Below are 23,608 nucleotides of genomic sequence, written 5' to 3'. Positions count from 1 at the left end.
GGTTTCGCTCCTTTGGTCATTACTGTCGTCATCGCTGACTGTGTTGAGTGATCGTTCAAATCTCGATACTGTGACTCCAGTATACGACCCCGAACCCCCTTCCGGATGAGGAGCCCCACCGATGACCATGACCCTCGCTTTCGACGTCTACGGAACCCTGGTTGACCCCATGGGCATGTCCCGCCTGCTGGCGGAAGACGCTGGTGACAGGGCAGAGGGCGTAGCCGCGTTGTGGCGGGAGAAACAGCTGGAATTCTCGTTCCGCAAGGGCCTGATGAAAGTCTACGAAGATTTCGGTGTCTGCACCCGCCAAGCTCTGCGCTACGCCATGGCAACCCACAAACTGACCCTGTCCGAAGAACGCGAAAACGCCCTGATGGCGGCTTACCTGTCTCTGCCTGCGTTCGACGATGCCTTGCCGGCACTGATAACACTGAAAGGGCAGTATCCGCTGTTTGCGTTTTCCAATGGAAGTTATCCGGCGCTGGAAAAGGTCCTGGGACACAACAATCTGCTGGAGCAGTTCAAGGGCCTGGTTTCGGTGGATGACATTAAAACCTTCAAACCTGACCCTGCCGTTTATACCTACGTCCGGCGAGCCACTGGTGCCTGGGAAAAGCCGCTTTGCCTTGTGTCCAGCAATGCCTGGGATGTCATTGGTGCCCGAGCTGCGGGATTACTCGCAATCTGGGTACAGAGAGATCCGGATAAGGTTTTTGAGGACTGGGGGATTCAGCCCTCAGCAGTGATCAGCAGTCTTTCAGAGTTGGAGGTAACACTGAAGAACCTCTGATGTCAGCGAAGGCTGGTGTCGGGGAGGGCTTTCCAAAACTGTCTGTCGCCATGGATGGCGACAGTCAAGCGTCACATGGACGTGCCCCAAGGAGCGTGTTTTGGAAAGCCCTCCCCGACACCAGCCGGCAAACTCCAAAGCAAGACAATCAGTCCGACCGAACAGCCAGCCACTCCGCCAACTCCAGCCAACTCTGACGAGGCGCCTTGCTCCCCGCAAGAATGCCCATATGGCCACCCGGCACAACCCGGAACGTCTTGTCCGTAGAGCTCACATGATCCATCACCCGCTTGGCCGCACCCGGCGTCACGAGCGTATCGTCGCCGCCTGCGATGGCCAGTAAGTTGGCACTCACATTGTCCAGCCTGGCAACATCCTCGCCGATCTGTATTTCCCCTTTGGACAACTGGTTGTCGATCCAGACCCGCACCACCGTGTCCTGAATGATCCCGCCGGGGTAGGCCACCATACGGTCCAGAAACGCCGATGTGGTGGCGTGACTGGTGACAAACTCCCGGTCACCCAGACGGATGATCAATTCCCAGTAACTCATCACGCTGGCAATCGGATTGGTCAGCTTGAACCCGATGGTATTGGCCCAGCCGGGGGTATGAAACCAGTGAGGTTTCACATCGTGAAGGCGGAACCCGGTGCGTTTCCGCACAAACCCGGCCACATCCGCCATGCGCTGATTCACAAGCCCCAGGATCCCCGACGCATGACTGTCGATCGGCGAGCCCAGCACAATGGCGTTGCGCACGTGCTGATCGTTGCTGAGTGCGGAATAGAACAGCGTGAACATGCCACCCATACTCCAGCCATGCAGCGACAACTCCTGTTCACCGCTGTGCTCGCGGACCCGGTTCAGGTAGGCCGGTAGCAACTCGGCGACATAGGTATGCAGGTTGTAGTGACTGTGCTCCCGCGTTGGCATGCCCCAGTCAATCAGATAGACCTCGAACCCCTTGGCACGTAGAAACCGAACCAGACTGCGTTGGGGAAACAGATCGTAGATCAGCATATTCACCGCCAGGGGCGGCACGATCACAATCGGTGTCTTATGGGCCGTTCGCTCAACCGCAATGGTCTCGCCTTCCAGCTCGATGAAATCCTCGGCCAGTGGCGGGTAGTAACGCAGGCTTACCAGCCCGTCGGTATGCAGGGTTTCAAACGGCGTCTGCCCGGCCTGAACCAGGCTGGCGGCCCGGAACACCCGGTCGAAAGCGTTGCCGGCATAAAGGGCCGTTTGCCGGGTAACGCCAGCCGCCCGGTCAGCGGCGGATTTGAAGAGATTGGGCATGGGAATGTCCATGGAGAATTTGACGCTCACTATACGGATTACCGAACTCTGCTGCCCCGTCTTGCAGGTCAGACATCGAGATTATCCATGGTGAGGTGCAAATCACCATGGCAGAAGCGTCCAAACCGGTGGGCAAACCGGTCACTTCAGGCCACTGCCCAATGCAGTCTGTGGTTGCTATCATTAGCCCCTATTTGGAAACAATAACCAGAAACAGGACCGCCATGCTCAGCTTTCTCCCTGCCCCCGTCATCGGTGTACTCAATTCTATCCTGTTGGGAATCAACACCCTGTTCTGGTGCATCCTGCTCTACATCCCGGCCATTCTCAAACTCATCATCCCCATCCAGGGCTTCCGGGTCCTGTGTACTCGGGTCATCATCTGGATCGCGGAAGCCTGGGTTGCCTGCAACACCGGCTGGATGAAGCTGACCCATGGCACGAAATGGGATGTGAAAGGTGCCGAAAACCTCCAGCGGGAAAGCTGGTACCTGGTGCTGGCCAATCACCAGAGCTGGGTGGATATCTTCGCCATGCAGCGGGTGTTCAACCATCGGGCGCCGTTCCTCAAGTTCTTCCTCAAGCAGCAGCTGATCTGGGTGCCGGTGATCGGCCTCGCGTGGTGGGGTCTGGATTTCCCGTTCATGAAGCGCTACACCCGGGAATACCTGATCAAACATCCGGAGAAGCGGGGCGAGGATCTTCGGTCAACCCGCAGGGCCTGTGAGAAGTTCCGGTACACCCCGGTGAGTGTGATGAACTTTGTCGAAGGCACCCGGTTTACCCAGGCCAAACACGACAAACAGAAGTCGGCCTACAAGCACCTGCTGACGCCCAAGGCTGGCGGTGCCGCCTTCGTGCTCGACGCCATGGGCGATTCGATCCAGACCCTGGTGGACGTGACCATCGCCTATCCGGACGGAGCACCCACCTTCTGGGAGTTTATCTGTGGCCGGGTCAAGGAAGTCAAAATGGAAATCCACACCGTTGATATCCCGGAGCATCTGAAAGGCCGGGACTACTCAACGGATGCAGAGCACCGCCGGAACGTGAAAAACTGGCTGGGGGATCAGTGGCAGGCGAAGGATGAACGGCTGGAGCGGATGCTGGCCCGGTAATTACCGGGCATCAGCTGTCGGAGTCGTCTTCCACTTCATCCGGGTGTTCCTGCTTGTAGCGCTCCCACTCTTCCCAGTCGTGGGGCGTCCCCGCATGGGGCCGGCGCAGGTGCTTGGCGTGCTCCATGGCGTTGTGGCGCAGGCTGTGGTCCCGCTCTTCCTCTTCCTTGTCAAAACCGTACTTTTTCAGAAATTCGTCAGGGCTGATGGGCATGGCGCACCTCCATCAAAGGAATATGTCCTTGTAAGTACGATGCGCCTGCCCGTGTGGTTTTTCAACCGTCGTCGGAGCCGGTCCCGGTCGGGATCTCCTGTGCTTCCACCAGCTTGAAGTTGATCTGCCTGCGTTCTTCGTCCACGCCTGCAAAGCTTACCGTTACCGGCTGCTCCAGCTGGAAGATTCGGCCGTTCTTGTTGTGGATCAGGCGAAGAGTGACCGGGTCAAAGCTGTATTTGCCATCCAGATCCTTGCAGCTGACGAACCCTTCCAATCCGTTGGCATCCAGCCGTACAAAGAAACCGGCGGGCACCGTGCGGCTGATCACACCGCTCATGGGTTCTTCGCCGAGTGTTTTGGCAAAGTCACTCTTGAGCCAGGCTTCCAGACTGTTTGCCGCCTGACGGGCGCGGATCTGTGCAGCCTGCAGGGCCTCGAGTTGATCCTCGGTCAAGGCCTTCATGGGGGTGTCCCACAGCGCCGACTTGATCAGCCGGTGGACATAGAAGTCCGAGAACTTGCGCAGTGGCGAAGTAAAGGTGGTGTAGGCGTCCAGGCCCATACCCTGGTGAGGCGCGGGCTTGAAGCTCAGTTCGGCCCGGGCCAGCTGGCGGGACAGTATGGCTTTGACCGGCACCTCGGCTTCCAGGGCATCGGTTTCTTTCATCAGTTTCCGGAAGCCTTCGGCCTGATGGGCATCAACCCCCGAGAGATGTGGTGCGTGGCTGTCGATCAGTGCCCGGATGTTGTCGGCGCGATCATCCCGTAGCCCGGGGTGCTGGATAAACAACCCTGCAGTCTGGTTGGCGAGGAAGTCTGCGGCGCAGCGGTTGGCGGCGACCATGCACTCTTCCACCAGCCGATGGGCTTCATTCTGGACGGACGGTTCAATCAGCCGGATGCGTTTGTTTTCATCGAGCCGGAGGCGGAATTCCGGCCGGTCGCCGCTCAGCAGCGCATGTTCACTGCGCCATTTCCTGAGTGCTGTCGCTGCCTGGTGCAACTGGTCCAGGCTGTTGGCAACGTCGTCCGGAAGTGCCTTGATCTCATCGTCCTCCCGACCTTCGATCAGGTTTGAGACGAGCTCGTAGCTGAGCTTGCCCTTGGACTGGATAACCGCCTGGTGAAAGCTGTAGTCGCCCAGGCTGCCATCGTTGTTAACCTGAAGATCACATACCAGAGCCAGCCGCTTCACGTCTGGCATCAGAGAGCACAGGCGGGTGCTGATGCTGTCAGGCAGCATGGGCAGGGGTTCGCCCGGGAAGTAAATGGCGGTGGCGCGATTGAACGCCTCCTGCTCCGCGGGGCTGTCGGTTTCGATCACAGCGGTCGGGTCGGCAATGGCAATCGACAGGGTCCAGCCGGTGGCGTTGGGCTCGGCCAGCAGGGCATCGTCCATGTCCTGGGTGCCCGGGCTGTCGATGGTCACATACGGGCGGTCCGTGCGGTCTTCCCGCCCGGCTTCCCGGGATTCGATATCACTCTCACTGAGGCTGTCGGCCTGTGTACGCACCGCGTCCGGCCACGTGTCCGCCAGATCAAAGGTAGCCAGGGTGAAGGAGCGTTCAATACCGGGTTCTCCCGCCTTGCCGATTACCCGCAGTACCTTGGCCTGGCCCTTGCCATCCTTGATCGGATGCTTGTGAATCTGACAGTAGAGGTAATCGTCCTGCTGGGCGTTCATTCGCTCTTTGGGGGGAATGAAGATCCAGCGGTTGATGCCCGGGGTTTCGGGCACCACGAAATGGCCTTTGCCTTTCACCAGGTAACGGCCCACAAAGGTGTTCAGGCGGGTTTCCAGCAGTTCGTCCACAACACCCTGGGTTTTGCCTTTCTCAACCTCCTGCTCGGTGACATTCACCCGGTCCCCGGGCAGCACCTTCTGCATTTCCTCGGGTGGCAGGAAGACATCCCGGCCTTCGTCGAGCGCAACAAATCCGAAGCGGCCATTGGTGGCTTTGACTGTTCCGGGAAAAACCACCTTGTTGTCCTTGATATCCGATTTCAGCTGGCGCAACTGGCTGAGGGCGTCGGCATTGAGCATGAAGTAACCTGGCTGGTAAAAAAATGAATGATGGGGCGGAGTATAACGGTTATGGCGGTATGAGTCAGACCCGTTACGCGGGGTTAATCTCCGGGTCTTCCGAGGTGGTAATACAGACCCGGTTGCGCCCCTCATCCTTGGCCTGATAAAGCGCCCGATCCGCTTGACGAAGAATGGTATCGGTGCTGTCACCCGGCAGAGCAAAGTAGCCACCAACACTGACGGTGACCTGGGTCCCGGTTTTACGGCTTTCCTGTTCCACGGATTCCCGGATGCGGAGGGCGATACGGTGTAGTGTCTCTGGATCGCAGGGCGACAACAGGACCACGAACTCGTCCCCACCCCAGCGTCCCGGATGGTCGTAGGGGCGCACGCCGGCTTTCAGCCACAGGGCAACCCGGCACAGGATCTGATCGCCGGCCTGATGGCCCAGGTTGTCATTGATGCTCTTGAAATGGTCAATGTCCAGCCAGATCACGCCAAAGCCGGTCTCCTGGCGGCGGGCCCGCTGGATTTCCTCATCCAGCACCTCGTCCAGGCCGCGACGGTTTTTCAGGCCGGTCAGGGGATCGACGCGGGCCAGTCGGTTCAACTCATCCGTTCTTTGAGCGACTTTTTCTTCGAGTTCCCGGGTAGAGTGGCCGAGGCTCTGGGTCATTTTCTCGAAATGATCCGCCAGCCAGCCGATCTCATTATCCGGTTTATCCAGCCGCGGCAGATCGAAGCTGCCCTCCCGGACTTTTTCCACGGCGTGTTCCAGGCTCATGATGGGCTTGAGAATCCGGGACTGGATAATCAGGTGGAACAGCACCAGTGTGACCAGCAGTGTGCCCAGGAATACCGCCACCAGCGGCCACAGATAGCTGGTTGGCAAGAGTGTATTGAGGTCAAGCAGGGTGATCTCAAACCAGCCAATCGCCGGCAGGAAGGCAACCCCGGCCAGATGCTTGCGGCCATCCACCGTCACGAAGCCGCTTTCCACCTGGCCGGCCTGGTCGCCCGGCTTCTTGAGAAGCTGCAACATACCGAGAATCTGCTGCTTGTCCTGGGGATCATCGAACAGCAGGTCGATGGTGTTCTTCTGGCCTTCGGGTTTGATGATGCTGGCGAAGTCGATGTAGTTCCGGTCGCGATAGAGCTGGATGGCGCCATTGTAATCCACGAACAGGGTGGTGATGCCCTCCTGACCGATGTCGACAATATCCTGCAGAAAAGCATCCAGACTCAGACCGGTTCCGACCATACCGACAATTTCGCCGGCCTCATCGCGCATCAGCACATCAATCCAGAGTTTGGTAACACCCAGCTCGGTATCCGGATTTACGTTGAGGTGGAAGTCGCGACCTTCTTCTATGAGCTGGAAAAACCAGGCGTCATCCGGCTTGTCTTTATCCAGCACATATCGGAACTGGTTACCGGCGTATTCGTTCTCCTCGTTGTTGTAGTAATAGTGGGCATTGTTGACGAGGGCAACGAAGTAGTTGTTGTCCCGGAAATTGGAACGAAAACTCTCCATCTGGCGGATGGCTTCAGCTTGGAGTGCGGTGTCATCCGGATTAGCGGCCCAGTTGATCAGGGCGGAGGAACTGGCCATCTGTTTGGCCAACCCGATTTCCCGCTCCAGGGACTGCAGCAGGCGGGCGCTGTCGTAGCGAACCTGTATTTCCGCGACCTGTTGGCCCCAGCGTTCGATGATGCTCTCGGACAGCTCCCGGTAGGCCAGCCACGAAGCCACGGAAGCCACGATGATGAGACTGGCGGCCAGGCCAAGGATGCGGGTTTTAAGGCTCAACGAGTATCCCTCTCGGATTTTTCTGGGTTTCTGGGCGCCAATGATAGAACACTGGTTAACCAGAGTGTAGAAAAAACAGACAGGGACTGGCAGGAAGCGGGAGGAAAAGGAGGCCGCAAGGGCCGATAAATACCGGCCCTTGCCTGGTTATTGGCGTTAATTGTGCTCGGAAAAGATCCGGGTCTGTCCCGCCTCGTTAAACAGGATGACCTTGTAATGATCTTTCCGGTCGCCCATTTCCATGCCGGGTGACCCCATGGGCATCCCGGGCACGCTGAGGCCGGTGGCCTGGGGTGCTTCGCTGATCAGGCGCTTGATGTCCTCGGCTGGCACATGGCCCTCGATGACGTAGTCACCCACGAATGCGGTATGGCAACTGCCAAGACCGGCAATCAGGCCTGCGTCGGCCTTGATCCTGCCCATATCGTTGGTGTTGGTCGCCTCCACCTCGAAGCCATTTTCTTTCAGGTGATCTATCCAGTCATCACAGCAGCCGCAGGTCGGGGATTTGTAAACGTGGATGCTCTGGGCTGCGCCGGCTGCCAGCGCCGTGGTGCTGAATCCCAGGGCTGCCATCAGGCCAAAAGCCAGGGTGTGTTTTTTCATGGCAAGTACCTCAGTGGTGATGTTGATGTTTACTTGAGCCTGTGTCGTCAGAACCGGAAAGCCAGAACCACCAGACGATGGCTGCCATCAGGGCAAGACCTCCGACGTTGACCAGCATTGTTTCCATCAGTTCCGCTCCTGTTGCTGTTTCGGATCACTGTTGCTGTCGTTCTGTTCCGGACGGTGACTGGTTCGGAACAACCTCAGACGGTTGGCGTTCGAAACCACCGTCACCGAAGACAGGGACATGGCAGCGCCGGCCAGTATCGGACTCATCAGTATTCCCCAGACAGGGTAGAGCAGGCCGGCGGCCACCGGAATACCCATTGTGTTGTATACGAACGCGCCAAACAGGTTCTGGTGAATATTTTTCACCGTGGCCCGGGAGATCTCGATGGCATCGGGCACGCCGTGGAGCGAGCCTCGCATCAGCGTGATGCCGGCGCTCTCAATGGCCACATCCGTGCCGGTGCCGATGGCAAAACCGACGTCCGCCGCCGCCAGGGCCGGAGCATCGTTGATGCCGTCGCCGACCATGGCGACTGTGTGGCCCTTGCCGCGCATTTCACTGACCACCTCGGCCTTGTCTTCAGGCAGCACTTCCGCGCGATAGTCATCGATGCCGGCTTTTTTCGCGATGGCCTTTGCGGTGGCGTCGACATCGCCTGTGACCATCATCACCTTGATGCCAGCCTTGTGAAGGCGCTGGATGGCAGCCTTGGAGTCCGGTTTGATGGCATCGGCAACGCCAATGACCCCCAGAGCTTCGGTGCCCAATGCCAGAAACAGGGGCGTGCCGGCTTCTTGGGTAATCGAGTGGGCGGCATCGTCCAGATCGCCCAGCGTAACGCCCTGGTCTTCCAGCCAGCGGCGGTTGCCCAGACGCACGGGCTTGCCGTCGAGTTCACCTTGCACGCCTTTACCATTCAGGGCCTCGAAACCGGTCAGCTTCTCCAGCTGAACGCTTTTTTCTTTGGCCTTCGCCAGAATCGCCTCGGCCAAAGGGTGTTCGGAGTGTTGTTCCAGCCCCGCCGCGAGCGCCAGCAGGCGTTGCTCTTCACCGTCGCTGGCATGAACCCGGGTAACTGCCGGATGACCTTCGGTGATGGTGCCGGTTTTATCGAGTATCACCAGGTCCAGCTTACCGGCGGTCTGCAGCGCATCGCCCTGGCGGATCAGGGCGCCGTATTCCGCCGCCTTGCCAACGCCAACCATCACCGACATGGGCGTGGCCAGGCCCAGGGCGCAGGGGCAGGCGATGATCAGCACCGTGGTGGCGGCCACCATCATATGAACCACTGCCGGTTCCGGCCCGACGTTGTACCAGACCAGCGCCGCCACGACGGCAATCAGCATCACGGTGGGCACGAACACCGACGAAATCTTGTCCGCAAGCCGTCCAATGGCAGGCTTCGAGCCCTGGGCTTTTTTCACCAGCTTGATGATTTGAGCCAGCGCGGTGTCACTGCCAACCCGGGTGGCCTCGTAGACAATCGAACCATGGGTGTTGAGGGTGCCGGCAGACACCTCATCGCCTTCCGATTTGCTCACCGGCATGGGCTCACCGGTGAGCATGCTCTCATCAATGCGAGTAGAGCCTTCGGCAATCACGCCATCGACCGGCAGTTTCTCACCGGGTCTTACCCGGATGTGGTCGCCCTTGAGAACCTCCTCTACCGGAATGTCCTGCTCTTCACCATCCCGAATCACCCGCGCGGTTTTCGCCCGCAGGTCCAGCAACCGGCGCACCGCCTCCGATGTCTTGCCTTTGGCCCGAAGCTCCAGGGCCTGACCCAGGTTGATCAGGCCGATGATCATCGCCGAGGCCTCAAAGTAGACATGGCGAGCCATCTCCGGCAACGCGCCGGGAATACTGGTGACGACAATGGAATAAAGCCAGGCGGTGCCGGTACCCAGGGCAATCAGGGTGTCCATGTTGGCGTTATGGTGCCGGAATGCCTTCCAAGCACCAGTGTAGAAGTGTCGTCCGGTAGCGATCATTACCCCAAGAGTGAGAATGCCCAGGTTCAGCCAGGTGAGCTGATTGGCATCCGTCACCATCATGGTGTCGAAACCCATGCCGTAGACCATCAGCCCAAGACCCAGGCTCAGACTCACGGCCATCTTTATCAGCAGTGTCTTGTACTGCTTCCGGTCTTCCTCCTGCTTGCGTGCGTCCGCTTCGTCCTCGTCCTCGATCACGCTGGCGCCATAACCGGCATTTTCTATTGCCTTCACCAGCGCCTCGGGATCGGCATCACCCGTGGCCGTGGCGGTATTGTCCGCCAGGTTCATATGGGAATGGCTGATACCGGAGACCGACATCAGGGCCTTCTCAATGGTGTTTACACAGGAAGAACAGGTAGCACCGGTCACGGACAGATGAATCTGCCCGTCCGCACCGGCTGCTGCCCCAGAACCAGTCGGAGCAGAATCTGCCTCGGTTGCCTGATCTTCAGAGTCGTCGGCGGTATCGGCCTCATCCTCATTCCCTGAAGAACAGCAACTGGCCGGCTCGGCGTCTTCCTGGAAAGGCTCGGCCGGGTAGCCGGTCTCGGTGACAATCCGAGCCGCCTCATCAGCATCCACGCCCTCCGGCAGGTCCACGGTCTGTTTTTCCAGATCGACCTCAACCAGCTCAGCATCGCCTGTCAACGGCTCCAGGGCGCTGCGAATCTTCTTCACACAGCCCTGGCAGGAAGCCCCGGAAATGCTGAGAGTGGTTTGTAAAACAGGTGTGTCAGTCATCCAGAATCACTCCTCGTTCTGTTCAGTTGCCCCGCAACAGGGCGCCGGATCATCCCAGTGTTCGATCAACCGGCAAATGGTATGGCCATCGGGCGTACCATCCGGCATGTCCTGCCAGGCGGCCAGCGCGGCGGTCATCCGCTTGCGCAACTGCTGCAGCTCCTGAATCTCCCGCTCAACCTCCGCCAACCGGTGCTGAAACACATCCCGAACCATCGGACACGGCGAATGATGATTGTCCGCCTGATCCAGAATCTGTCGTATCTCAGGCAACGAAAATCCCAGCTGCCGCGCCTTACGGGCAAACCGAAGCCGTCGAAGATCCTCGGCATCGAACTGCTGGTAGTTGTTGTCCGGGTTACGGGTCGGTTTGAGCAGGTTCTCGCGGGTGTAAAACCGGACCGTACCCACCTCAGCACGGCAAACTCCAAACCAATTAAGAATAGAGTAAAACCTGTGAGCAACTCACAGGTCAAAGGTTTTCTTGAGGAGGGAAAATCGAAGGACGGCTATCAATCCCGCGAGCGCAGAAACGTACCGCAAGTTTTGCATTGATCTGGCGCCATCAGCTTCGCCTGCCAGCCAATCTTGTGGCCACAGGCCGGACACGCCAGCTTGAGCTGCAGAACAATAATAGGCGTGATCAGCGCAGCGATCAGAACACCCAGGGGGCCCCAGCTTTCACCGCTGGACAACCCAAGCTGACTGCTGAACACCAGAATGACGGTCAGCGCCACAAACGCGAAAATGAAATAGTTCCGGTTCCAGCGTTCCCACTGGCGAATTTTATCGTCCTGCTCCGGAGTCAGGTATTGCGCGGCCATAGAATCTCACCTGAAGGATTTACCCGTATCTTGGGGACGGGCCGCGGCAATTACAATCCGGAATCGGCCGTAATGCCCGCCACCAGAACGCCGGAAGCCAGAGCCTTCTCAAGGTCGGAAACCGGAATCGGCCGGCTGATCAGATAACCCTGGGCAAAGTTACATCGATGATTCTTCAGGAAACTCAGCTGCTCCTCGGTTTCCACGCCCTCGGCCACCACCTCAATACCCAGGTTGTGAGCCAGGTTGATCACCGCCCGGGTAATCACCGCGTCGTCATGGCGTTCCGTGACTTCCGTGATAAACGAGCGGTCGATTTTCAGCAGGTCAACGGGGAAATCCCGAAGGTAACCGAGCGACGAATAACCCACCCCGAAGTCATCAATGGCAAGGTGAACACCCAACTGGTGCAGACGCGAAAGCTGATTCAGGTTGTGCTCGATGTTCTGGATGAAGATTTCCTCGGTGAGCTCGACCTCCAGGCGATTCGCCGGCACATTCTCCGCCGCCAGGGCTTCCCGAATGTGGTCCACCAGATCCTCGTCGTCCAGCTCCCGGCCCGAGAGATTGACCGCAATGCGCAGGCCCTCATGGGGAGTGCCTTTCCATGCGGCCAACTGCCGACAGGCCGCCATGACCACCCAGCGCCCGATATCAGTGATCCGACCGCTCTCTTCCGCCAGCGGGATAAACTCCACCGGCGGCAGAAGACCGCGGCGGGGATGGCGCCAGCGGATCAGCGCCTCGACGCTCTGGATTTCACCGGTGTTCAGGTTCAGCTGGGGTTGATAGAAGAGCACGAATTCGTTGTTGGCCAGGGCCTGGCTCAGATCCTTGTCCAGTTCAAGACGCATGACTTCCCGTTGCTGCATGCCCTCGGTATAGAACTGATAGGTATTCCGGCCCTGTTCCTTGGCCCGGTAGAGGGCAATGTCGGCATTGCGCAACAGCGTATCCGCATCCAGACCGCTTTGCGGGTACACCGCTACACCCATTGTGGCGGTAATGCTGTGGGACTGTCCCTGAACATCGAAGGGCTGGTCGAAGCACTGTTTGATCTGGCCCAGCAGGTGAATGATGTCGTCAATGTCGTCCACCTGTTGCTGGCAGAACATGAACTCATCGCCCCCGGAGTAGGCCACCAGCAGGCGTTCATTGCTGAGGCGGTTCAGCCGCTCGGACACCTTGATCAGCAGTTCATCCCCGAACTGGTGGCCGAGGGAGTCGTTGAGGGTCTGGAAACGGTCCAGGTCCAGCATCACCAGGGCAACCTGGCGCATCTGGCGATCGGCAATGTTCAGGGTGTGGGACAGGTCTTCCATGAAGAACCGACGGTTCGCCAGGCCGGTGAGGGTGTCGGTGGATTCCAGTCGCGCCAGATCTTTCTGAATGGCGGTGCGCTGCGCGATTTCCTGATCCAGTTCCCGGCGGGTCTTCAGCAGCGCGCGGTTGCGCTTGAGAATGAGCTGTACCAGCAGCGTGGTCAGACTGGTCAGCAGACCCATCAGCAAAAGGGTTGCAAAGGTCATCCCCGGCCAATAGCTGTACTGGCTTTCCACCCATTCAGTGGAAGGGCGCAGGGTCAATGTCCAGTCCAGGGTCGGCAAATTAACGTCCTGGGTCTGGGCAAAGTCGCGACTAACCGGCTGGGACACGTTCAGTTCATAGCTCACCTCGCCGGCCTCGCGAATCTCGACCCGGAAGGATTCCAGAACCCGCTCGGTGAGAAGCTGGCGCGCCAGCACTTCCATTCTGAACACGCCCGCTATAAAGCCATTATTCTCGGGGCCGGCACCCACCGGTGCATAGATCACCATGCCCTTGCCGCCCTGGCGCAAATTAATGATACCGGAAAGATCCCAGCTGCCGGACTGTTTCGCCCGTTCCAGTGCCTGGCGCCGTTCCTCGTTGAAGGCGACGTTGTAGCCGATGACCTCTTCGTTGTCGGTAATCGGCTCCAGCCAGCGGATAATGAAATCGTAGTCAATCCACTCAATGGCCTGGTAAACGCCGAAGTCGTCGAGGTAGTTGCGGGCATCCCGCCGCCACTCCTGTTTGGTTTTGGCAGGGTCTGCCTCCAGGCGTTTGGCCATGCGCCGGATGGCTTCGGCGTGGATCAGAAATTCCCGCTCCAGGTGGTTGGCCATGGCCCGGGCTTCGTTGGTCAGGTTTGCTTCTATCTGACGTTTGTCCTGCTGTACCAGCCCGTAGCGCAGGCCGGCTGCCAGACCCAGGAAAACCAGAAAGATCACCACCGGAAACAGCGGGCTCAGCAGGCCCGAGACAACAGGTTTGGGAGGTGATACAGGTTGTTCCACAGGTTACTCCGTGACTTTAAACGGTGGTACCGGGCAGTCGGCAGCGCCAGCGCAATTATGAAGCATTTCTACCGGCCACCGCCATCAGTTGCTTGATTCGGTTCCGAAGCGAGACTCCAAAGGCGCCGTCGGACAGTGGCCGTGCAATTTCCGGAGAACCCTCGTCAGGTTCGGAACCCGTGCCTCCCAGGTCGATGATACGCGGGGTGACTGGCTGCTTGTCGCCATTGAGCAGCACCTCCACCTTTGGTTTCAGCTTGCGCCGGGGGTGGGTCGCCAGGACGATGGCCACTTCGCCCGTCGACAGCTCGACCAGGCTGCCGGGCGGATACACGCCAATCATCCGTATGAAGGCTTCCACCATGGAAGCGTCGAACTGTTGGCCGCGGTTACGGAACAGGATGCGAATGGCTTCGGAGGCCGGTAGCCCATCCCGGTAACACCGGTCGCTGGTAATGGCATCGAAGGCGTCGACGATGGAAACCAGACGGGCGAAACGGCTGATCTGCCACTCCGCCAGCTGTTCAGGATAGCCGCGACCATCCATGCGTTCATGGTGGTGACGGGAGACATCGCTGATAATCGGATCCAGATTGACATCAGCACAAAGCAATTCGTAACCCAGCGTTGTGTGCTGTCGCATGATGCTGTGCTCTTCTGGCGTCAACGGGCCGGGTTTATTGAGGATCTCGTCGGGAACCCTGAGTTTGCCAAGGTCGTGCAGCAGACCGCACATGCCCACGGTCTCCAGGTCTTCGTCCGGCATGCCCAGGAAGCGGGCAAAGGCGACACAGAATATAGCCACCCTGAGGCAATGCTCTGCGGTGTAGGCATCCCGGGACTTTATCCTGCTCATCCAGAACATGGCGCTTGCGTTGGCTTTCACGCTGTCGACGCACTCCCGGATGATGGGGCGGGCGCTCTGGAGGTTGAGGTCATTGCCGGCTTCAATCTGTCGGGTGACTTCTTCCACAAAGGCCTGGGTCCGGCTCCAGGTTGCGTGTGCCCTTGGGAGTTCCTGCTGGAGAGAGCAGGTTTCCGGCAGCGGTTCGCTGGTGCGACGCTTGAGTAGCGAGATCTGATCGAGCACCGGGTTCAGGCGTGATTCTTCATCCTCCACCAGAACCCACTCACAGTACTGCCGCAGAATCTGCGCCTGGTTGTCATCAGTCAGGGTGAAGCCCTGAAACAGAACCGGCACCTGGGTCCAGGGCCGGTCCAGGCTCACGACGCGCATGCCGGGCTGGAGAAGGTCCACCGGTAAGCGCACCCGCTGGAGAGTCGAAACAGGGGAGTCCGAATGAGTTGGGAGCGCCGTCTGCGCCGAGACGGAATGTCGGTGCTGTTTGCTGGATTTACGTCGGAACCACATGGCTCTACCAGTCTTCTGTTTTATGTCCGGTGATTATGTCAGACCTGATAGACCGGTTACAGAAGAGTGCTGGAAGTGTGACGCAGTTCCTGATGCAGGTCGGGTATCAGGCGTTTCCGGAAACTCTGGCAATCCCCAGCCGGGGAATTTCCTGCTTGGGGCAACGGTCCATCACCACGGTCAGCCCCGAGGCTTCCGCTCGCGCCGCCCCTTCATGGTTGATGACGCCAATCTGGAGCCAGACCACGGGGATTTTCAGATCGATGGCCTGGTCGATAATTGCATCGGTGCGCTCCGGCGCCAGGAACAGGTCAACCATGTCCACCGGTTCGGGAAGGCTTCGGAGGTCGGCGTATACCGTTTCACCGAGCACGGTCTGACCGGCCAGGCGGGGATTGACCGGCAGGATTCGGTAGCCCTGGGACTGCAGGTATTCCATGACTTCGTGGGAAGGCCGGCTGGTCTTTTCACTCGCGCCGACAAGGGCGATGGTCCTGACAGTGGTCAGGATGTCACGCAACTGTTCCGGGCTGGTACTGGGCATGATGCTGGCGAAACCTCGCTGGATTAACGGTGTGCCTGCAGACAGACAGACACGGACTCCGCGTAGCGTAGCGCGTGAGGCTTGTCGATTTCCACCTCGGCCCACTGTACCGCTTCATGCTCCATGACGATGGTCAGGACCTCGTGGGTCAGACGCTCAAGCAGGGCGAAGCGATTGCCATCCACATGGTGAATGATCTGCTTTGTGATGGTTCGATAGTTGAGGGCGGCGGAGATTTCGTTCTGGTTTACGGCTTCCGTCGCATCATAAGTCAGCGCAACGTTGATCAACACGTCCTGCTGATTATTGATTTCCTCTTCCTTGATGCCGATGTAGGCCCTGAGAAGAAGATCCTTGATGCGGACTTTTGCCAGGTGATTCCCGTTGACGTCTGTCATGCGCCCTCCCTCGGGTCAGATAGTTCAGCGATTGTTACTGATCAGCGTCAGAAACTCTGTGCGGGTTGCCTGGGATTTGCGGAACTGCCCCAGCATCATCGAGGTTTTCATGCGGGAATTCTGTTTCTCCACGCCCCGCATCATCATGCACATGTGCTGGGCTTCGATGACAACGGCCACGCCTTTGGCGCCCGTGACGCTCTCAACGGCTTCGGCAATCTGTCGGGTCAGGTTTTCCTGAATCTGCAGACGGCGGGCGTACATGTCGACGATGCGGGCAAACTTGGACAGGCCCAGTACCTTGCCGGCGGGCAGGTAGGCAATGTGGCACTTGCCGATGAACGGCAGCATATGATGCTCACACATGCTGTAGAGTTCGATATCCTGAACCACGACCATTTCATCCATGGCCGATTCGAATACCGCATTGTTCACCAGGTCGCCAAGGTCCTGCTGGTACCCGCACGTGAGGAACTGCATGGCCTTGGCCGCGCGCATTGGAGTGTCTTGCAGACCCTCGCGATCCGGGTCTTCGCCCAGGCCATCGATGATGGCACGGAAGTGCCCTGAGAGGTCGTCAAGGAGTTTACTCATAGTCTTTTCCGGTTAGCAGTGTCTTACGAGGGCCAAAGCTTAAGGCAATTTGCCCGCCATCTCTACGCTTTACGCAGGCATCGTCGGAAAAGACCACTTTGGCCGCCACGCCCAGTGGTATGGGCGGTGGGGCTATGGCAGTGGCGGCCGGTTTGTTCTACAGTTTCAGGCTATCAATGTTCGTCGGGGACAATGCATGGATGAGGTGATGCCGACCGTTGGTGGGGTTTCCGCCGCGGGGCGCGAGGAAGGCACCCTGGAAGGGTGGCAACATGGAGGTAAGTGGTTCAGTTTCGGGGGACATGCCATCTTCAGCCGGATGGCAGGCTCGGGAGAACCGCTGGTGCTGATCCATGGATTTCCCACTGCCAGCTGGGACTGGAATCGGCTCTGGCCGATGCTGGTTCAGCAGCACAACGTGCTGGCCCTGGACATGCTGGGCTTTGGCTTTTCCGATAAACCCGCCGATTACGATTACAGCATTGAAGACCAGGCGGATCTGTTTCAGGGCTGGATTGAGGGTTTGGGTCTGCCGTCCGTGCACCTGCTGGTTCATGACTACGGGTGCAGTGTTGCCCAGGAGCTTCTGGCGAGGGAGCAAGAGGACCTGCTGCCCTTCCGGATTGCGAGTGTCTGTTTCCTCAACGGCGCCCTTTTTCCCGAGGTCCACAATCCCCTGCTTATTCAGAAGCTGCTGGGGAGCCCCTTTGGCGGGCTGATCAGCCGGGGCCTGACCCGACGCAGTTTCGAGCGAAACTTCCGCCGGTTATTCGGAAACCAGAATCCGCCTGATCGGCAGGATATGGAGGATTTCTGGCACCTGCTGACCTATAACAACGGCCGGGGCATCCTGCATCATCTGATCCAGTTCATGGAAGAACGGCGCTGTCACCGCAACCGGTGGGTTGGCGCGCTGCAGAAGGCAACGCAGCCGATGCGATTGATTTCGGGTACCGCCGATCCGGTCTCGGGTGCCGGCATGGTCAGACGCTACAGGGAACTGATGCCCGATGGTGATGTGGTCACCCTCAGGAATATCGGGCACTACCCCCATCTGGAGTGCCCCTGGGAGGTTTTCAGTGCCTATCGGGAGTTTCGCAAGCGCTGCGAGGGATAACCCCCGGGGCGGGCTTTCCTCAGCCCGATGCGGAATCGGGCATATCCTCGGCACCCCGGCCTACAACCGGTAGCGGCCGGGCCGCGTTGACGACCTGGTTGCGACCTCGGGATTTTGCTTCGTAAAGCGCCTGGTCCGCCCGGTTCAGCCAGACTGACCAGGTCTCACCCTTGCTGACCTCTGCGACACTGGCACTGGCGGTTACCTTGATATCTTCCAGAAATGGCCGTGCGCTGATGCTGGTCAGAAGCTGATTTGCCAGCACATCGGCATCTTTCTGGCGGGTTTCCGGCAGAACGATCATGAACTCCTCACCACCAATCCGGAACAGCTGATCGCTCTCGCGCAGGCGGGATCTCAGGCGCAGTGCCATTTCCGTGAGCACCTTGTCGCCGGCCAGATGACCCCACTGATCGTTGATCGTCTTGAAGTAGTCAAGGTCCAGCAGAATCAGGCTGGAGACCCGCTCATACCGCTCCCGCATCTGAATCTGACCGTTGAGGATGTCAGCCAGTTGCGAACGGTTTAGACAGCCGGTCAGGGGATCGGTGGTTGCCAGTCGCGTGAGTTCCTGCTGAAGCTTGCCCACCAGCGAGGCGAAAATCATGGCAAACAGGCACGTGAGACCCAGCGAAAAGGTTATCCGCCAGAAGTCGGCCTCGGGAAATCGTAAAAAGGACACGACGGCCATAACAACAACGAAAACAATGTTGCTTCCAATCGCCTCCCTGAGCGGTAGTAAAAAGAACAGGGCCGTGGCAGCCGGGTAGGCCCAGTAAAGGCCGGCATGGCCATTGATGTGTGTCGAGTAGGCGGCACTGACCACGGCGAGCAGTGGAAACAGACGGCCTTTGAGGAAGTAGGTGCCCCGGAACCTCAGGAATGCGATAACCAGAAGGGCGTTCGTGCAGAACAGGACCAGTACCGCGGAAAGCAGATAATGGGATTGCTGCCATTGCACCAGAACCAGGGGCGCTACGGCGATAAATGCCCAGAAATGCAGGTGATAAACCAACTGGCGCTTGAACCCCAGCACCGCGAGTGTGGGGTTGGTGGCAAGGGTGGAGGGTGGTACCGAAAAATTCACAGCATACTCCCGCTGTTTGAGTCGTATCCGCCCGCGTCCGGTGCCGGGACAGTCTTGAAGTCTAGCATGGCCGTTCATTTAATGAAGCAGACAGCGCCGTTTATGACCACCATTAGTTTTGTTCAGTTGGCCGCGCCTTGTCCACTTCGTTAAACTCCGCGGGACTGATTCAGGGACACGCCCAGGGACCATCCTATGACTGCTATTCACATCCGAGAACCGGCTCTGACGATCCGGGCAGGCCGGCGCGCGATGCAGCGCCTCAGGGAAACGCCGCTGTCGCCCGAGGATGTGCATGTCATTCCGGGTGCTGCCGGTGGCCCCAAGGCTCTGGGAATAAGTGGCCTGGATAAAGCCATTTTCGGTGACTGGTTGCCAAGGGTTCCCCAGGAGCGATCATTGATCGGCTCGTCGATCGGCAGCTGGCGTTTTGCCGCCGTGGCTTCCTCCGATGACCCGAAAGCCCAGCTTGCCCGGCTGGCGGAACTTTATACCGCACAACGCTTTGCCAAGGGTGTCAGCGCTGAGGAAGTGAGCCGCAAGAGCGTGCTGTTTCTGGAAGAGCTGCTCGGTGGGCGGGAAGACGCCATTCTGAACCACCCATGGTACCGACTGAACGTTGTGGTCGTTCGCAGCCTTGGCATGCTGGCGGAAGACGCCCGGGGCCGGCTGGGGCTCGGCCTTATGGGCGCGATCAGCGCCAACATGGTCAGTCGTCGTCATCTGGGCAGGTTCATGGAGCGGGGCATCATCCACGACGCCCGCCTGAAAGCGCCTTTGGCGAAGCTGGTGGATTTCCCGAGTCACGAAGTGGCGTTATCCCGCGAGAACCTGCTGCCTGCCCTTCTGGCTTCTGCGTCCATTCCCCTGGTGATGGCCGGTGTCCGCAATATCCCCGGCGCGCCCGAGGGTGTCTATCGAGACGGTGGTTTGCTGGACTACCACCTGGATCTGCCTTACCAGCAGCCTGGCGTGGTGCTCTACCCGCATTTCACCGATAAGGTGGTTCCCGGCTGGTTCGACAAGTCCCTGCCCTGGCGGCGGGGCGACGCCTCCCGGTTGCAGGACGTGCTGCTGGTTGCGCCATCAAGAAGCTATCTGGAGTCCCTGCCTGACCGCAAGCTCCCGGACCGGAAGGATTTCGAGCGCTATGCCGGTGACGATGCCGGCCGGGAACGGGCCTGGCGTTCGGCGATTGCCGAGAGTGATCGCCTTGGCGATGAGTTTATGGAACTCACCGAAACCCGGCGCCTGCCCGATGTCATCAGGCCGCTCTGAACACAGGGCTTCCGAAAGAGTGACTATACTGGTGCAGTAAAGTCACGAATCGGGGGATATGTTATGTCGGATGAAAAACCGGTGGTCGCCAGCAAGACACCGTTCTCTGTGATGGTTGAGGCGGGCAAGAACTACTTCTGGTGTGCCTGTGGCCGCAGTAGTAGCCAGCCATTCTGTGACGGTTCCCACAAGGGGACCGGGATAACCCCGATCAAATACGAGGCGGAGAAGAAAGAGTGGGTGTGGTTCTGCGGGTGCAAGCAAACCGGTAACGCCCCTCTCTGCGATGGCAGTCACAAAGCGCTCGAGTAGAGCGCCATTCGCTGCAGGGTACTCACCCTGAAGCCCGAGAGGCCGTGAACCGGGTCTTTCAGCGCCCGAACCCTGAGTACTACTGGAATCTCCGTCTCCTGGTCACGATGGACCAGGGAAAGATCAACGCGTTCAATGGAACTGTCACTGCGGGCGGCTGCGAGAGCTCGCCGGAAATTGTCCCGGGACGCCGGTGCAACAAGTTCCTCCAGGGGCTGGTTGACCAGGTCAGCGGGTGCCTGGTCCAGAAGTTCGGCGATTTGCGGTGAAACAAAACCGATCCTGCCTCTTTCGTCCAGTTCCCATATGACCGCACCGGACAGGGCCACCAGATCCCGGCTCCGTTGCTCACTATCGTTCAGTGCCCGCCGAAGTATCGATTTTTCGACCTGAAAGTTGGCGATCTGATGGTCAGCACCAATTTCTCTCTGTTCCAGACCACGAATGTGAAGTGTTTGCCGGTGTAGCCGTCGGTTCAGCACCAGGGTGAGGGCGGCCGCGAACACCGACAGGGCTGCACCGGCGATCCAGACGGTTCGTCGGGAGGCTTGGGCGACCGCTTCAAGTCCCTCTGGAGACGGCACGGTCGTGAGTATCCAGTTCTGATCCATTGGCGAAACTTCGGTACGCAGCGCCCGTGTCGGGTCCACCGAACCGTTGGTGCCCAGTTCCAACAGCGGCATCTTGGTATGTCGTTCGAGGGTGTCGATGCGCAGTCCGAGAGAATCCGGCAGGGTGTCACTGAACAGGGCCTGGAGCCAGGCCGACACGGGTTGGTTGTGGTCGCCCACCATCGACTGGTCCGGAACGTTGGCCAGCAGATGATTCACCAGGGCCTGATGCTGGGCGTGATATCGCGCTTCGGCAAGCGCCATGGCCCGACGCGCTTCAATGTTTGCAGTAATTCCGGTTACCAGCAGGCCGGCGGCGACCAGAAGCAGGGGAATCCAGATTCCTGGCCATAAGACCGGTCTGCGGAAACGGGCTGGAGTCGAGCTTTCCATGCCGGGCGTCCTTTGCGGCTGGGTCTGTACCCTCAGAACAGACCGACGTTACTCCTATACTCTAGTCCAGCTCATGAAGAGAGGGAAATGCTCAGGTCCGGACTTTGCCAGCTGCGCCGTAGACCAGCAGGAATACGGCAAAAGCCGTGACAACAACGGAAGGGCCGGCCGGTGTGTCCAGGTGCCAGGACAGACTCAGACCGCCGCTCACCGCGACAAACCCGAATCCGACGGCCATGGCTGCCATGATTTCCGGATTGTGGGCCAGGCGCCTGGCGGTTGCCGCAGGAATGATCAGCAGTGCGGTAATCAGCAGCACGCCGACGATTTTCATGGCTACCGCGATGACCAGTGAGAACATCAGCATCAGAACCAGGCGAAGCCGCTCTACGGCAACACCCTCCACCCGGGCGAGTTCTTCGTGAATCGTGCTCATCAGCAACCCCTGCCAGAGCACGGCAAGTAGGATAATGATCAGTGCCGCGCCGCCGTAGATCCACAGCAGGTCTTCACGGCTCATGGCCAGCAGATCCCCGAACAGAAGGCCGGTCAGATCGACGCGGACATCCGGCATGAAGCTCAGGGTTACCAGGCCTATGGCCAGGGCGCTGTGGGCCAGTATGCCCAGCAGGGTATCGGTTGCCAGAGTCCGGGTCCGTGACAGGAGTACCAGCGCCATGGCCAGCACCACACAGGTGATGATCACACCGAGGTTCAGCGGCACGCTGATCAGGAAGCTCAGGGCGATGCCGAGCAGCGCCGAGTGTGCAAGGGTATCGCCAAAATAGGCCATTCGTCGCCAGACCACGAAACAGCCCAATGGCCCCGCTACCAGGGCCACGCCGAGTCCACCGATCAGGGCGCGCCAGAAGAAATCGTCCAGAATCGCGTCAATGATGGGCATGGTCACACTCCGTGTGTTCGCCCTCGACAACATCCCCGTGCAGATCGTGGCTGTGGTTGTGGTGATGGTGATAGACCGCGAGGGACTCTGCCACGGGGCGACCGAATGTCTCGATGAAAGCCGGGTCGTGGGAGATGTCCGCAGGGTAACCGCTGCAGCAGACATGCTGATTCAGGCAGATAACCTTGTCGGTTGCTGCCATGACCAGGTGCAAGTCGTGGGAGATCATGATAACACCGCAGTTCAGGTCATCCCTTAGCTGGCGTATCAGATCATACAATGACGCCTGGCCATTGATGTCGACGCCCTGGGCGGGCTCATCAAGGACCAGAAGGTCCGGTTTGCGGGCCAGGGCCCGAGCCAGCAACAGCCTCTGCTTCTCTCCCCCGGAGAGGTGGTGTACAGAGGAATGCAGCAGGTGTCCGACGCCGGTGCGGGCAAGGGCAGACTCACATTCCGCGAGGGATCGGCCGCTGAGCAGCATGAACCGTTTAACGCTCAGGGGCAGTGTGGCCTCCAGCGTCAGATGCTGCGGGACGTACCCGATCACCAGGTTCTTTTTCAGGGACACCTGACCCTCAGACACTTTCTGGATGCCGAGTACGGCCTTGATCAGTGTCGTCTTGCCTGCCCCGTTTGGACCAATGATGGTGATGATATCGCCACGGTGAATCTTCAGGTTGACCTGATCAACCACGGGGCGTTCGTCAAACCGGACAGTGAGGTTCTCCAGGTTGACCAGAGGATCAGTCATGGCCGGGCTCCGACTGGCATCGGGGGCAAAGGCCGGCAATTTCAAGCGTCGTGGTCTCGGGCCGGAAGCCTTCGCCGGATGCGGCTTTACGAACCTCTGTTGACACCTCTGGAGCGGTCAGTTCGAGCACATTGCCGCAGGCGCGACAGATCAGAAACATACCGGTGTGGCTTTCACCCGCGTGGGTACAGCCGATAAAGGCGTTGAGCGACGCGATGCGGTGCACCAGCCCATGCTGCTGAAGGAAATCCAGTGCGCGGTAAACGGTGGGCGGCGCAGCGTTATGACCATCGGACGACAGCTCCGCCAGCACGTCGTAGGCGCCCAGCGGCTTGTGGGATTGCCAGATCAGCTCCAGAACCCGTTCCCGGATGGGCGTCAGTCGGGCATTCTGCCGCTGGCAAATGGTCCGGGCGTCAGTCAGGGCCTGACTGACACAGGCATCGTGGTTGTGAGGCCGGTAGGGAATAGCACGGGCAGACAT

23 protein-coding genes are annotated in these 23,608 nt (G+C 59.1%); 5 read left to right on the top strand and 18 right to left on the bottom strand.

Translation table 11 applies throughout. From position 1 onward, the window contains the following. Positions 1-121: 121 nt before the first annotated feature. Positions 122-793: a haloacid dehalogenase type II gene (locus AC13DD_RS05410; protein ID WP_273095599.1), complete on the top strand. Its 672-nt coding sequence runs from the start codon at positions 122-124 to the stop codon at positions 791-793. Positions 794-941: 148 nt separating this feature from the next. On the opposite strand, the gene AC13DD_RS05405 is transcribed toward AC13DD_RS05410, so the two are convergent. Then, positions 942-2,093, bottom strand: coding sequence for an alpha/beta fold hydrolase (locus tag AC13DD_RS05405; protein ID WP_473805798.1), 1,152 nt, complete (start codon positions 2,091-2,093; stop codon positions 942-944). A gap of 224 nt (positions 2,094-2,317) precedes the next feature. Between AC13DD_RS05405 and AC13DD_RS05400 the strand changes: the two genes are divergently transcribed. Further along, complete coding sequence (locus AC13DD_RS05400) at positions 2,318-3,211, top strand: acyltransferase (RefSeq protein WP_039881963.1); 894 nt, start codon at positions 2,318-2,320, stop codon at positions 3,209-3,211. Between the two features lie 10 nt (positions 3,212-3,221). Here AC13DD_RS05400 and AC13DD_RS05395 read toward each other — a convergent pair whose 3' ends face one another. The 12 genes from AC13DD_RS05395 to folE form a co-directional block, all read right to left on the bottom strand. Beyond that, entirely contained in the window at positions 3,222-3,425 is a 204-nt protein-coding gene (locus tag AC13DD_RS05395) for a hypothetical protein (protein WP_008172739.1), read from the bottom strand. A 61-nt stretch (positions 3,426-3,486) separates the two neighbouring features. Continuing rightward, a complete protein-coding gene (locus AC13DD_RS05390; protein WP_053113280.1) occupies positions 3,487-5,472 on the bottom strand; it encodes a ribonuclease R family protein in 1,986 nt (661 codons plus the stop codon). 73 nt (positions 5,473-5,545) lie between these two features. Continuing rightward, positions 5,546-7,264: a diguanylate cyclase gene (locus AC13DD_RS05385; RefSeq protein ID WP_008172742.1), complete on the bottom strand. Its 1,719-nt coding sequence runs from the start codon at positions 7,262-7,264 to the stop codon at positions 5,546-5,548. 156 nt (positions 7,265-7,420) lie between these two features. Next, a complete protein-coding gene (locus AC13DD_RS05380) occupies positions 7,421-7,870 on the bottom strand; it encodes a DUF411 domain-containing protein (RefSeq protein ID WP_008172744.1) in 450 nt (149 codons plus the stop codon). Between the two features lie 126 nt (positions 7,871-7,996). After that, positions 7,997-10,618 (bottom strand): heavy metal translocating P-type ATPase, encoded by a 2,622-nt coding sequence (locus AC13DD_RS05375; protein WP_482902118.1) that lies wholly within the window; start codon positions 10,616-10,618, stop codon positions 7,997-7,999. A gap of 6 nt (positions 10,619-10,624) precedes the next feature. Further along, positions 10,625-11,029 carry a MerR family transcriptional regulator gene (locus tag AC13DD_RS05370; RefSeq protein WP_175497349.1) on the bottom strand — a complete coding sequence of 135 codons (405 nt, stop codon included), beginning with the start codon at positions 11,027-11,029 and terminating at the stop codon, positions 10,625-10,627. Positions 11,030-11,130: 101 nt separating this feature from the next. After that, the gene (locus AC13DD_RS05365; protein ID WP_008172753.1) at positions 11,131-11,442 is read right to left on the bottom strand and encodes a hypothetical protein; all 312 of its coding nucleotides are present in this window, start codon (positions 11,440-11,442) and stop codon (positions 11,131-11,133) included. Between the two features lie 50 nt (positions 11,443-11,492). Continuing rightward, positions 11,493-13,760 (bottom strand): bifunctional diguanylate cyclase/phosphodiesterase, encoded by a 2,268-nt coding sequence (locus tag AC13DD_RS05360; protein ID WP_474545854.1) that lies wholly within the window; start codon positions 13,758-13,760, stop codon positions 11,493-11,495. 55 nt (positions 13,761-13,815) lie between these two features. Then, a complete protein-coding gene (locus AC13DD_RS05355) occupies positions 13,816-15,018 on the bottom strand; it encodes a cyclic di-GMP phosphodiesterase (protein ID WP_008172755.1) in 1,203 nt (400 codons plus the stop codon). A gap of 220 nt (positions 15,019-15,238) precedes the next feature. Continuing rightward, positions 15,239-15,676 carry a CoA-binding protein gene (locus AC13DD_RS05350; protein WP_053113275.1) on the bottom strand — a complete coding sequence of 146 codons (438 nt, stop codon included), beginning with the start codon at positions 15,674-15,676 and terminating at the stop codon, positions 15,239-15,241. Positions 15,677-15,699: 23 nt separating this feature from the next. After that, positions 15,700-16,074, bottom strand: coding sequence for a dihydroneopterin triphosphate 2'-epimerase (folX, locus tag AC13DD_RS05345; RefSeq protein ID WP_008172757.1), 375 nt, complete (start codon positions 16,072-16,074; stop codon positions 15,700-15,702). A gap of 24 nt (positions 16,075-16,098) precedes the next feature. Continuing rightward, complete coding sequence (folE, locus tag AC13DD_RS05340; protein ID WP_008172758.1) at positions 16,099-16,668, bottom strand: GTP cyclohydrolase I FolE; 570 nt, start codon at positions 16,666-16,668, stop codon at positions 16,099-16,101. 196 nt (positions 16,669-16,864) lie between these two features. Between folE and AC13DD_RS05335 the strand changes: the two genes are divergently transcribed. Beyond that, positions 16,865-17,785, top strand: a complete 921-nt coding sequence (locus AC13DD_RS05335) for an alpha/beta fold hydrolase (protein WP_482930955.1) — start codon at positions 16,865-16,867, stop codon at positions 17,783-17,785. Positions 17,786-17,804: 19 nt separating this feature from the next. Here the strand turns inward: AC13DD_RS05335 and AC13DD_RS05330 are convergent, their stop codons facing one another. Continuing rightward, positions 17,805-18,872, bottom strand: a complete 1,068-nt coding sequence (locus AC13DD_RS05330; protein ID WP_273070364.1) for a GGDEF domain-containing protein — start codon at positions 18,870-18,872, stop codon at positions 17,805-17,807. A gap of 195 nt (positions 18,873-19,067) precedes the next feature. On the opposite strand from AC13DD_RS05330, the gene AC13DD_RS05325 reads away from it, so the two are divergent. Then, positions 19,068-20,150, top strand: a complete 1,083-nt coding sequence (locus tag AC13DD_RS05325; protein WP_273070362.1) for a patatin-like phospholipase family protein — start codon at positions 19,068-19,070, stop codon at positions 20,148-20,150. A gap of 63 nt (positions 20,151-20,213) precedes the next feature. After that, complete coding sequence (locus AC13DD_RS05320; protein ID WP_092030765.1) at positions 20,214-20,462, top strand: CDGSH iron-sulfur domain-containing protein; 249 nt, start codon at positions 20,214-20,216, stop codon at positions 20,460-20,462. Here the strand turns inward: AC13DD_RS05320 and AC13DD_RS05315 are convergent. From AC13DD_RS05315 to AC13DD_RS05300, 4 genes are all read right to left on the bottom strand, one after another. Further along, positions 20,444-21,466: a PAS domain-containing protein gene (locus tag AC13DD_RS05315; RefSeq protein ID WP_008172765.1), complete on the bottom strand. Its 1,023-nt coding sequence runs from the start codon at positions 21,464-21,466 to the stop codon at positions 20,444-20,446. The two genes, AC13DD_RS05320 and AC13DD_RS05315, sit on opposite strands and share 19 nt — an antisense overlap. 91 nt (positions 21,467-21,557) lie before the next feature. Further along, positions 21,558-22,370: a zinc ABC transporter permease subunit ZnuB gene (znuB, locus tag AC13DD_RS05310; protein ID WP_008172766.1), complete on the bottom strand. Its 813-nt coding sequence runs from the start codon at positions 22,368-22,370 to the stop codon at positions 21,558-21,560. Beyond that, positions 22,357-23,124 (bottom strand): zinc ABC transporter ATP-binding protein ZnuC, encoded by a 768-nt coding sequence (znuC, locus tag AC13DD_RS05305; RefSeq protein ID WP_482930946.1) that lies wholly within the window; start codon positions 23,122-23,124, stop codon positions 22,357-22,359. The genes znuB and znuC overlap by 14 nt, the downstream gene beginning before the upstream one ends. After that, positions 23,117-23,608: a Fur family transcriptional regulator gene (locus tag AC13DD_RS05300; protein ID WP_008172768.1), complete on the bottom strand. Its 492-nt coding sequence runs from the start codon at positions 23,606-23,608 to the stop codon at positions 23,117-23,119. Before AC13DD_RS05300 ends, znuC begins: the two co-directional genes overlap by 8 nt.

The organism is Marinobacter sp. L-13, from assembly GCF_056857715.1.
Note: the sequence above shows the minus strand (reverse complement) of the source record. Positions and strands in the feature narration are given on the sequence as shown.

What these genes read in the sequence shown, in the direction of transcription:
- AC13DD_RS05410 (WP_273095599.1), top strand. Translation starts at nt 122, where the DNA reads ATGACCATGACCCTCGCTTTCGACGTCTACGGAACCCTGGTTGACCCC.
- AC13DD_RS05405 (WP_473805798.1), bottom strand. Translation starts at nt 2,093, where the DNA reads ATGCCCAATCTCTTCAAATCCGCCGCTGACCGGGCGGCTGGCGTTACC.
- AC13DD_RS05400 (WP_039881963.1), top strand. Translation starts at nt 2,318, where the DNA reads ATGCTCAGCTTTCTCCCTGCCCCCGTCATCGGTGTACTCAATTCTATC.
- AC13DD_RS05395 (WP_008172739.1), bottom strand. Translation starts at nt 3,425, where the DNA reads ATGCCCATCAGCCCTGACGAATTTCTGAAAAAGTACGGTTTTGACAAG.
- AC13DD_RS05390 (WP_053113280.1), bottom strand. Translation starts at nt 5,472, where the DNA reads ATGCTCAATGCCGACGCCCTCAGCCAGTTGCGCCAGCTGAAATCGGAT.
- AC13DD_RS05380 (WP_008172744.1), bottom strand. Translation starts at nt 7,870, where the DNA reads ATGAAAAAACACACCCTGGCTTTTGGCCTGATGGCAGCCCTGGGATTC.
- AC13DD_RS05375 (WP_482902118.1), bottom strand. Translation starts at nt 10,618, where the DNA reads ATGACTGACACACCTGTTTTACAAACCACTCTCAGCATTTCCGGGGCT.
- AC13DD_RS05365 (WP_008172753.1), bottom strand. Translation starts at nt 11,442, where the DNA reads ATGGCCGCGCAATACCTGACTCCGGAGCAGGACGATAAAATTCGCCAG.
- AC13DD_RS05350 (WP_053113275.1), bottom strand. Translation starts at nt 15,676, where the DNA reads ATGCCCAGTACCAGCCCGGAACAGTTGCGTGACATCCTGACCACTGTC.
- folX (WP_008172757.1), bottom strand. Translation starts at nt 16,074, where the DNA reads ATGACAGACGTCAACGGGAATCACCTGGCAAAAGTCCGCATCAAGGAT.
- folE (WP_008172758.1), bottom strand. Translation starts at nt 16,668, where the DNA reads ATGAGTAAACTCCTTGACGACCTCTCAGGGCACTTCCGTGCCATCATC.
- AC13DD_RS05335 (WP_482930955.1), top strand. Translation starts at nt 16,865, where the DNA reads ATGGATGAGGTGATGCCGACCGTTGGTGGGGTTTCCGCCGCGGGGCGC.
- AC13DD_RS05325 (WP_273070362.1), top strand. Translation starts at nt 19,068, where the DNA reads ATGACTGCTATTCACATCCGAGAACCGGCTCTGACGATCCGGGCAGGC.
- AC13DD_RS05320 (WP_092030765.1), top strand. Translation starts at nt 20,214, where the DNA reads ATGTCGGATGAAAAACCGGTGGTCGCCAGCAAGACACCGTTCTCTGTG.
- AC13DD_RS05315 (WP_008172765.1), bottom strand. Translation starts at nt 21,466, where the DNA reads ATGGAAAGCTCGACTCCAGCCCGTTTCCGCAGACCGGTCTTATGGCCA.
- znuB (WP_008172766.1), bottom strand. Translation starts at nt 22,370, where the DNA reads ATGCCCATCATTGACGCGATTCTGGACGATTTCTTCTGGCGCGCCCTG.
- znuC (WP_482930946.1), bottom strand. Translation starts at nt 23,124, where the DNA reads ATGACTGATCCTCTGGTCAACCTGGAGAACCTCACTGTCCGGTTTGAC.
- AC13DD_RS05300 (WP_008172768.1), bottom strand. Translation starts at nt 23,608, where the DNA reads ATGTCTGCCCGTGCTATTCCCTACCGGCCTCACAACCACGATGCCTGT.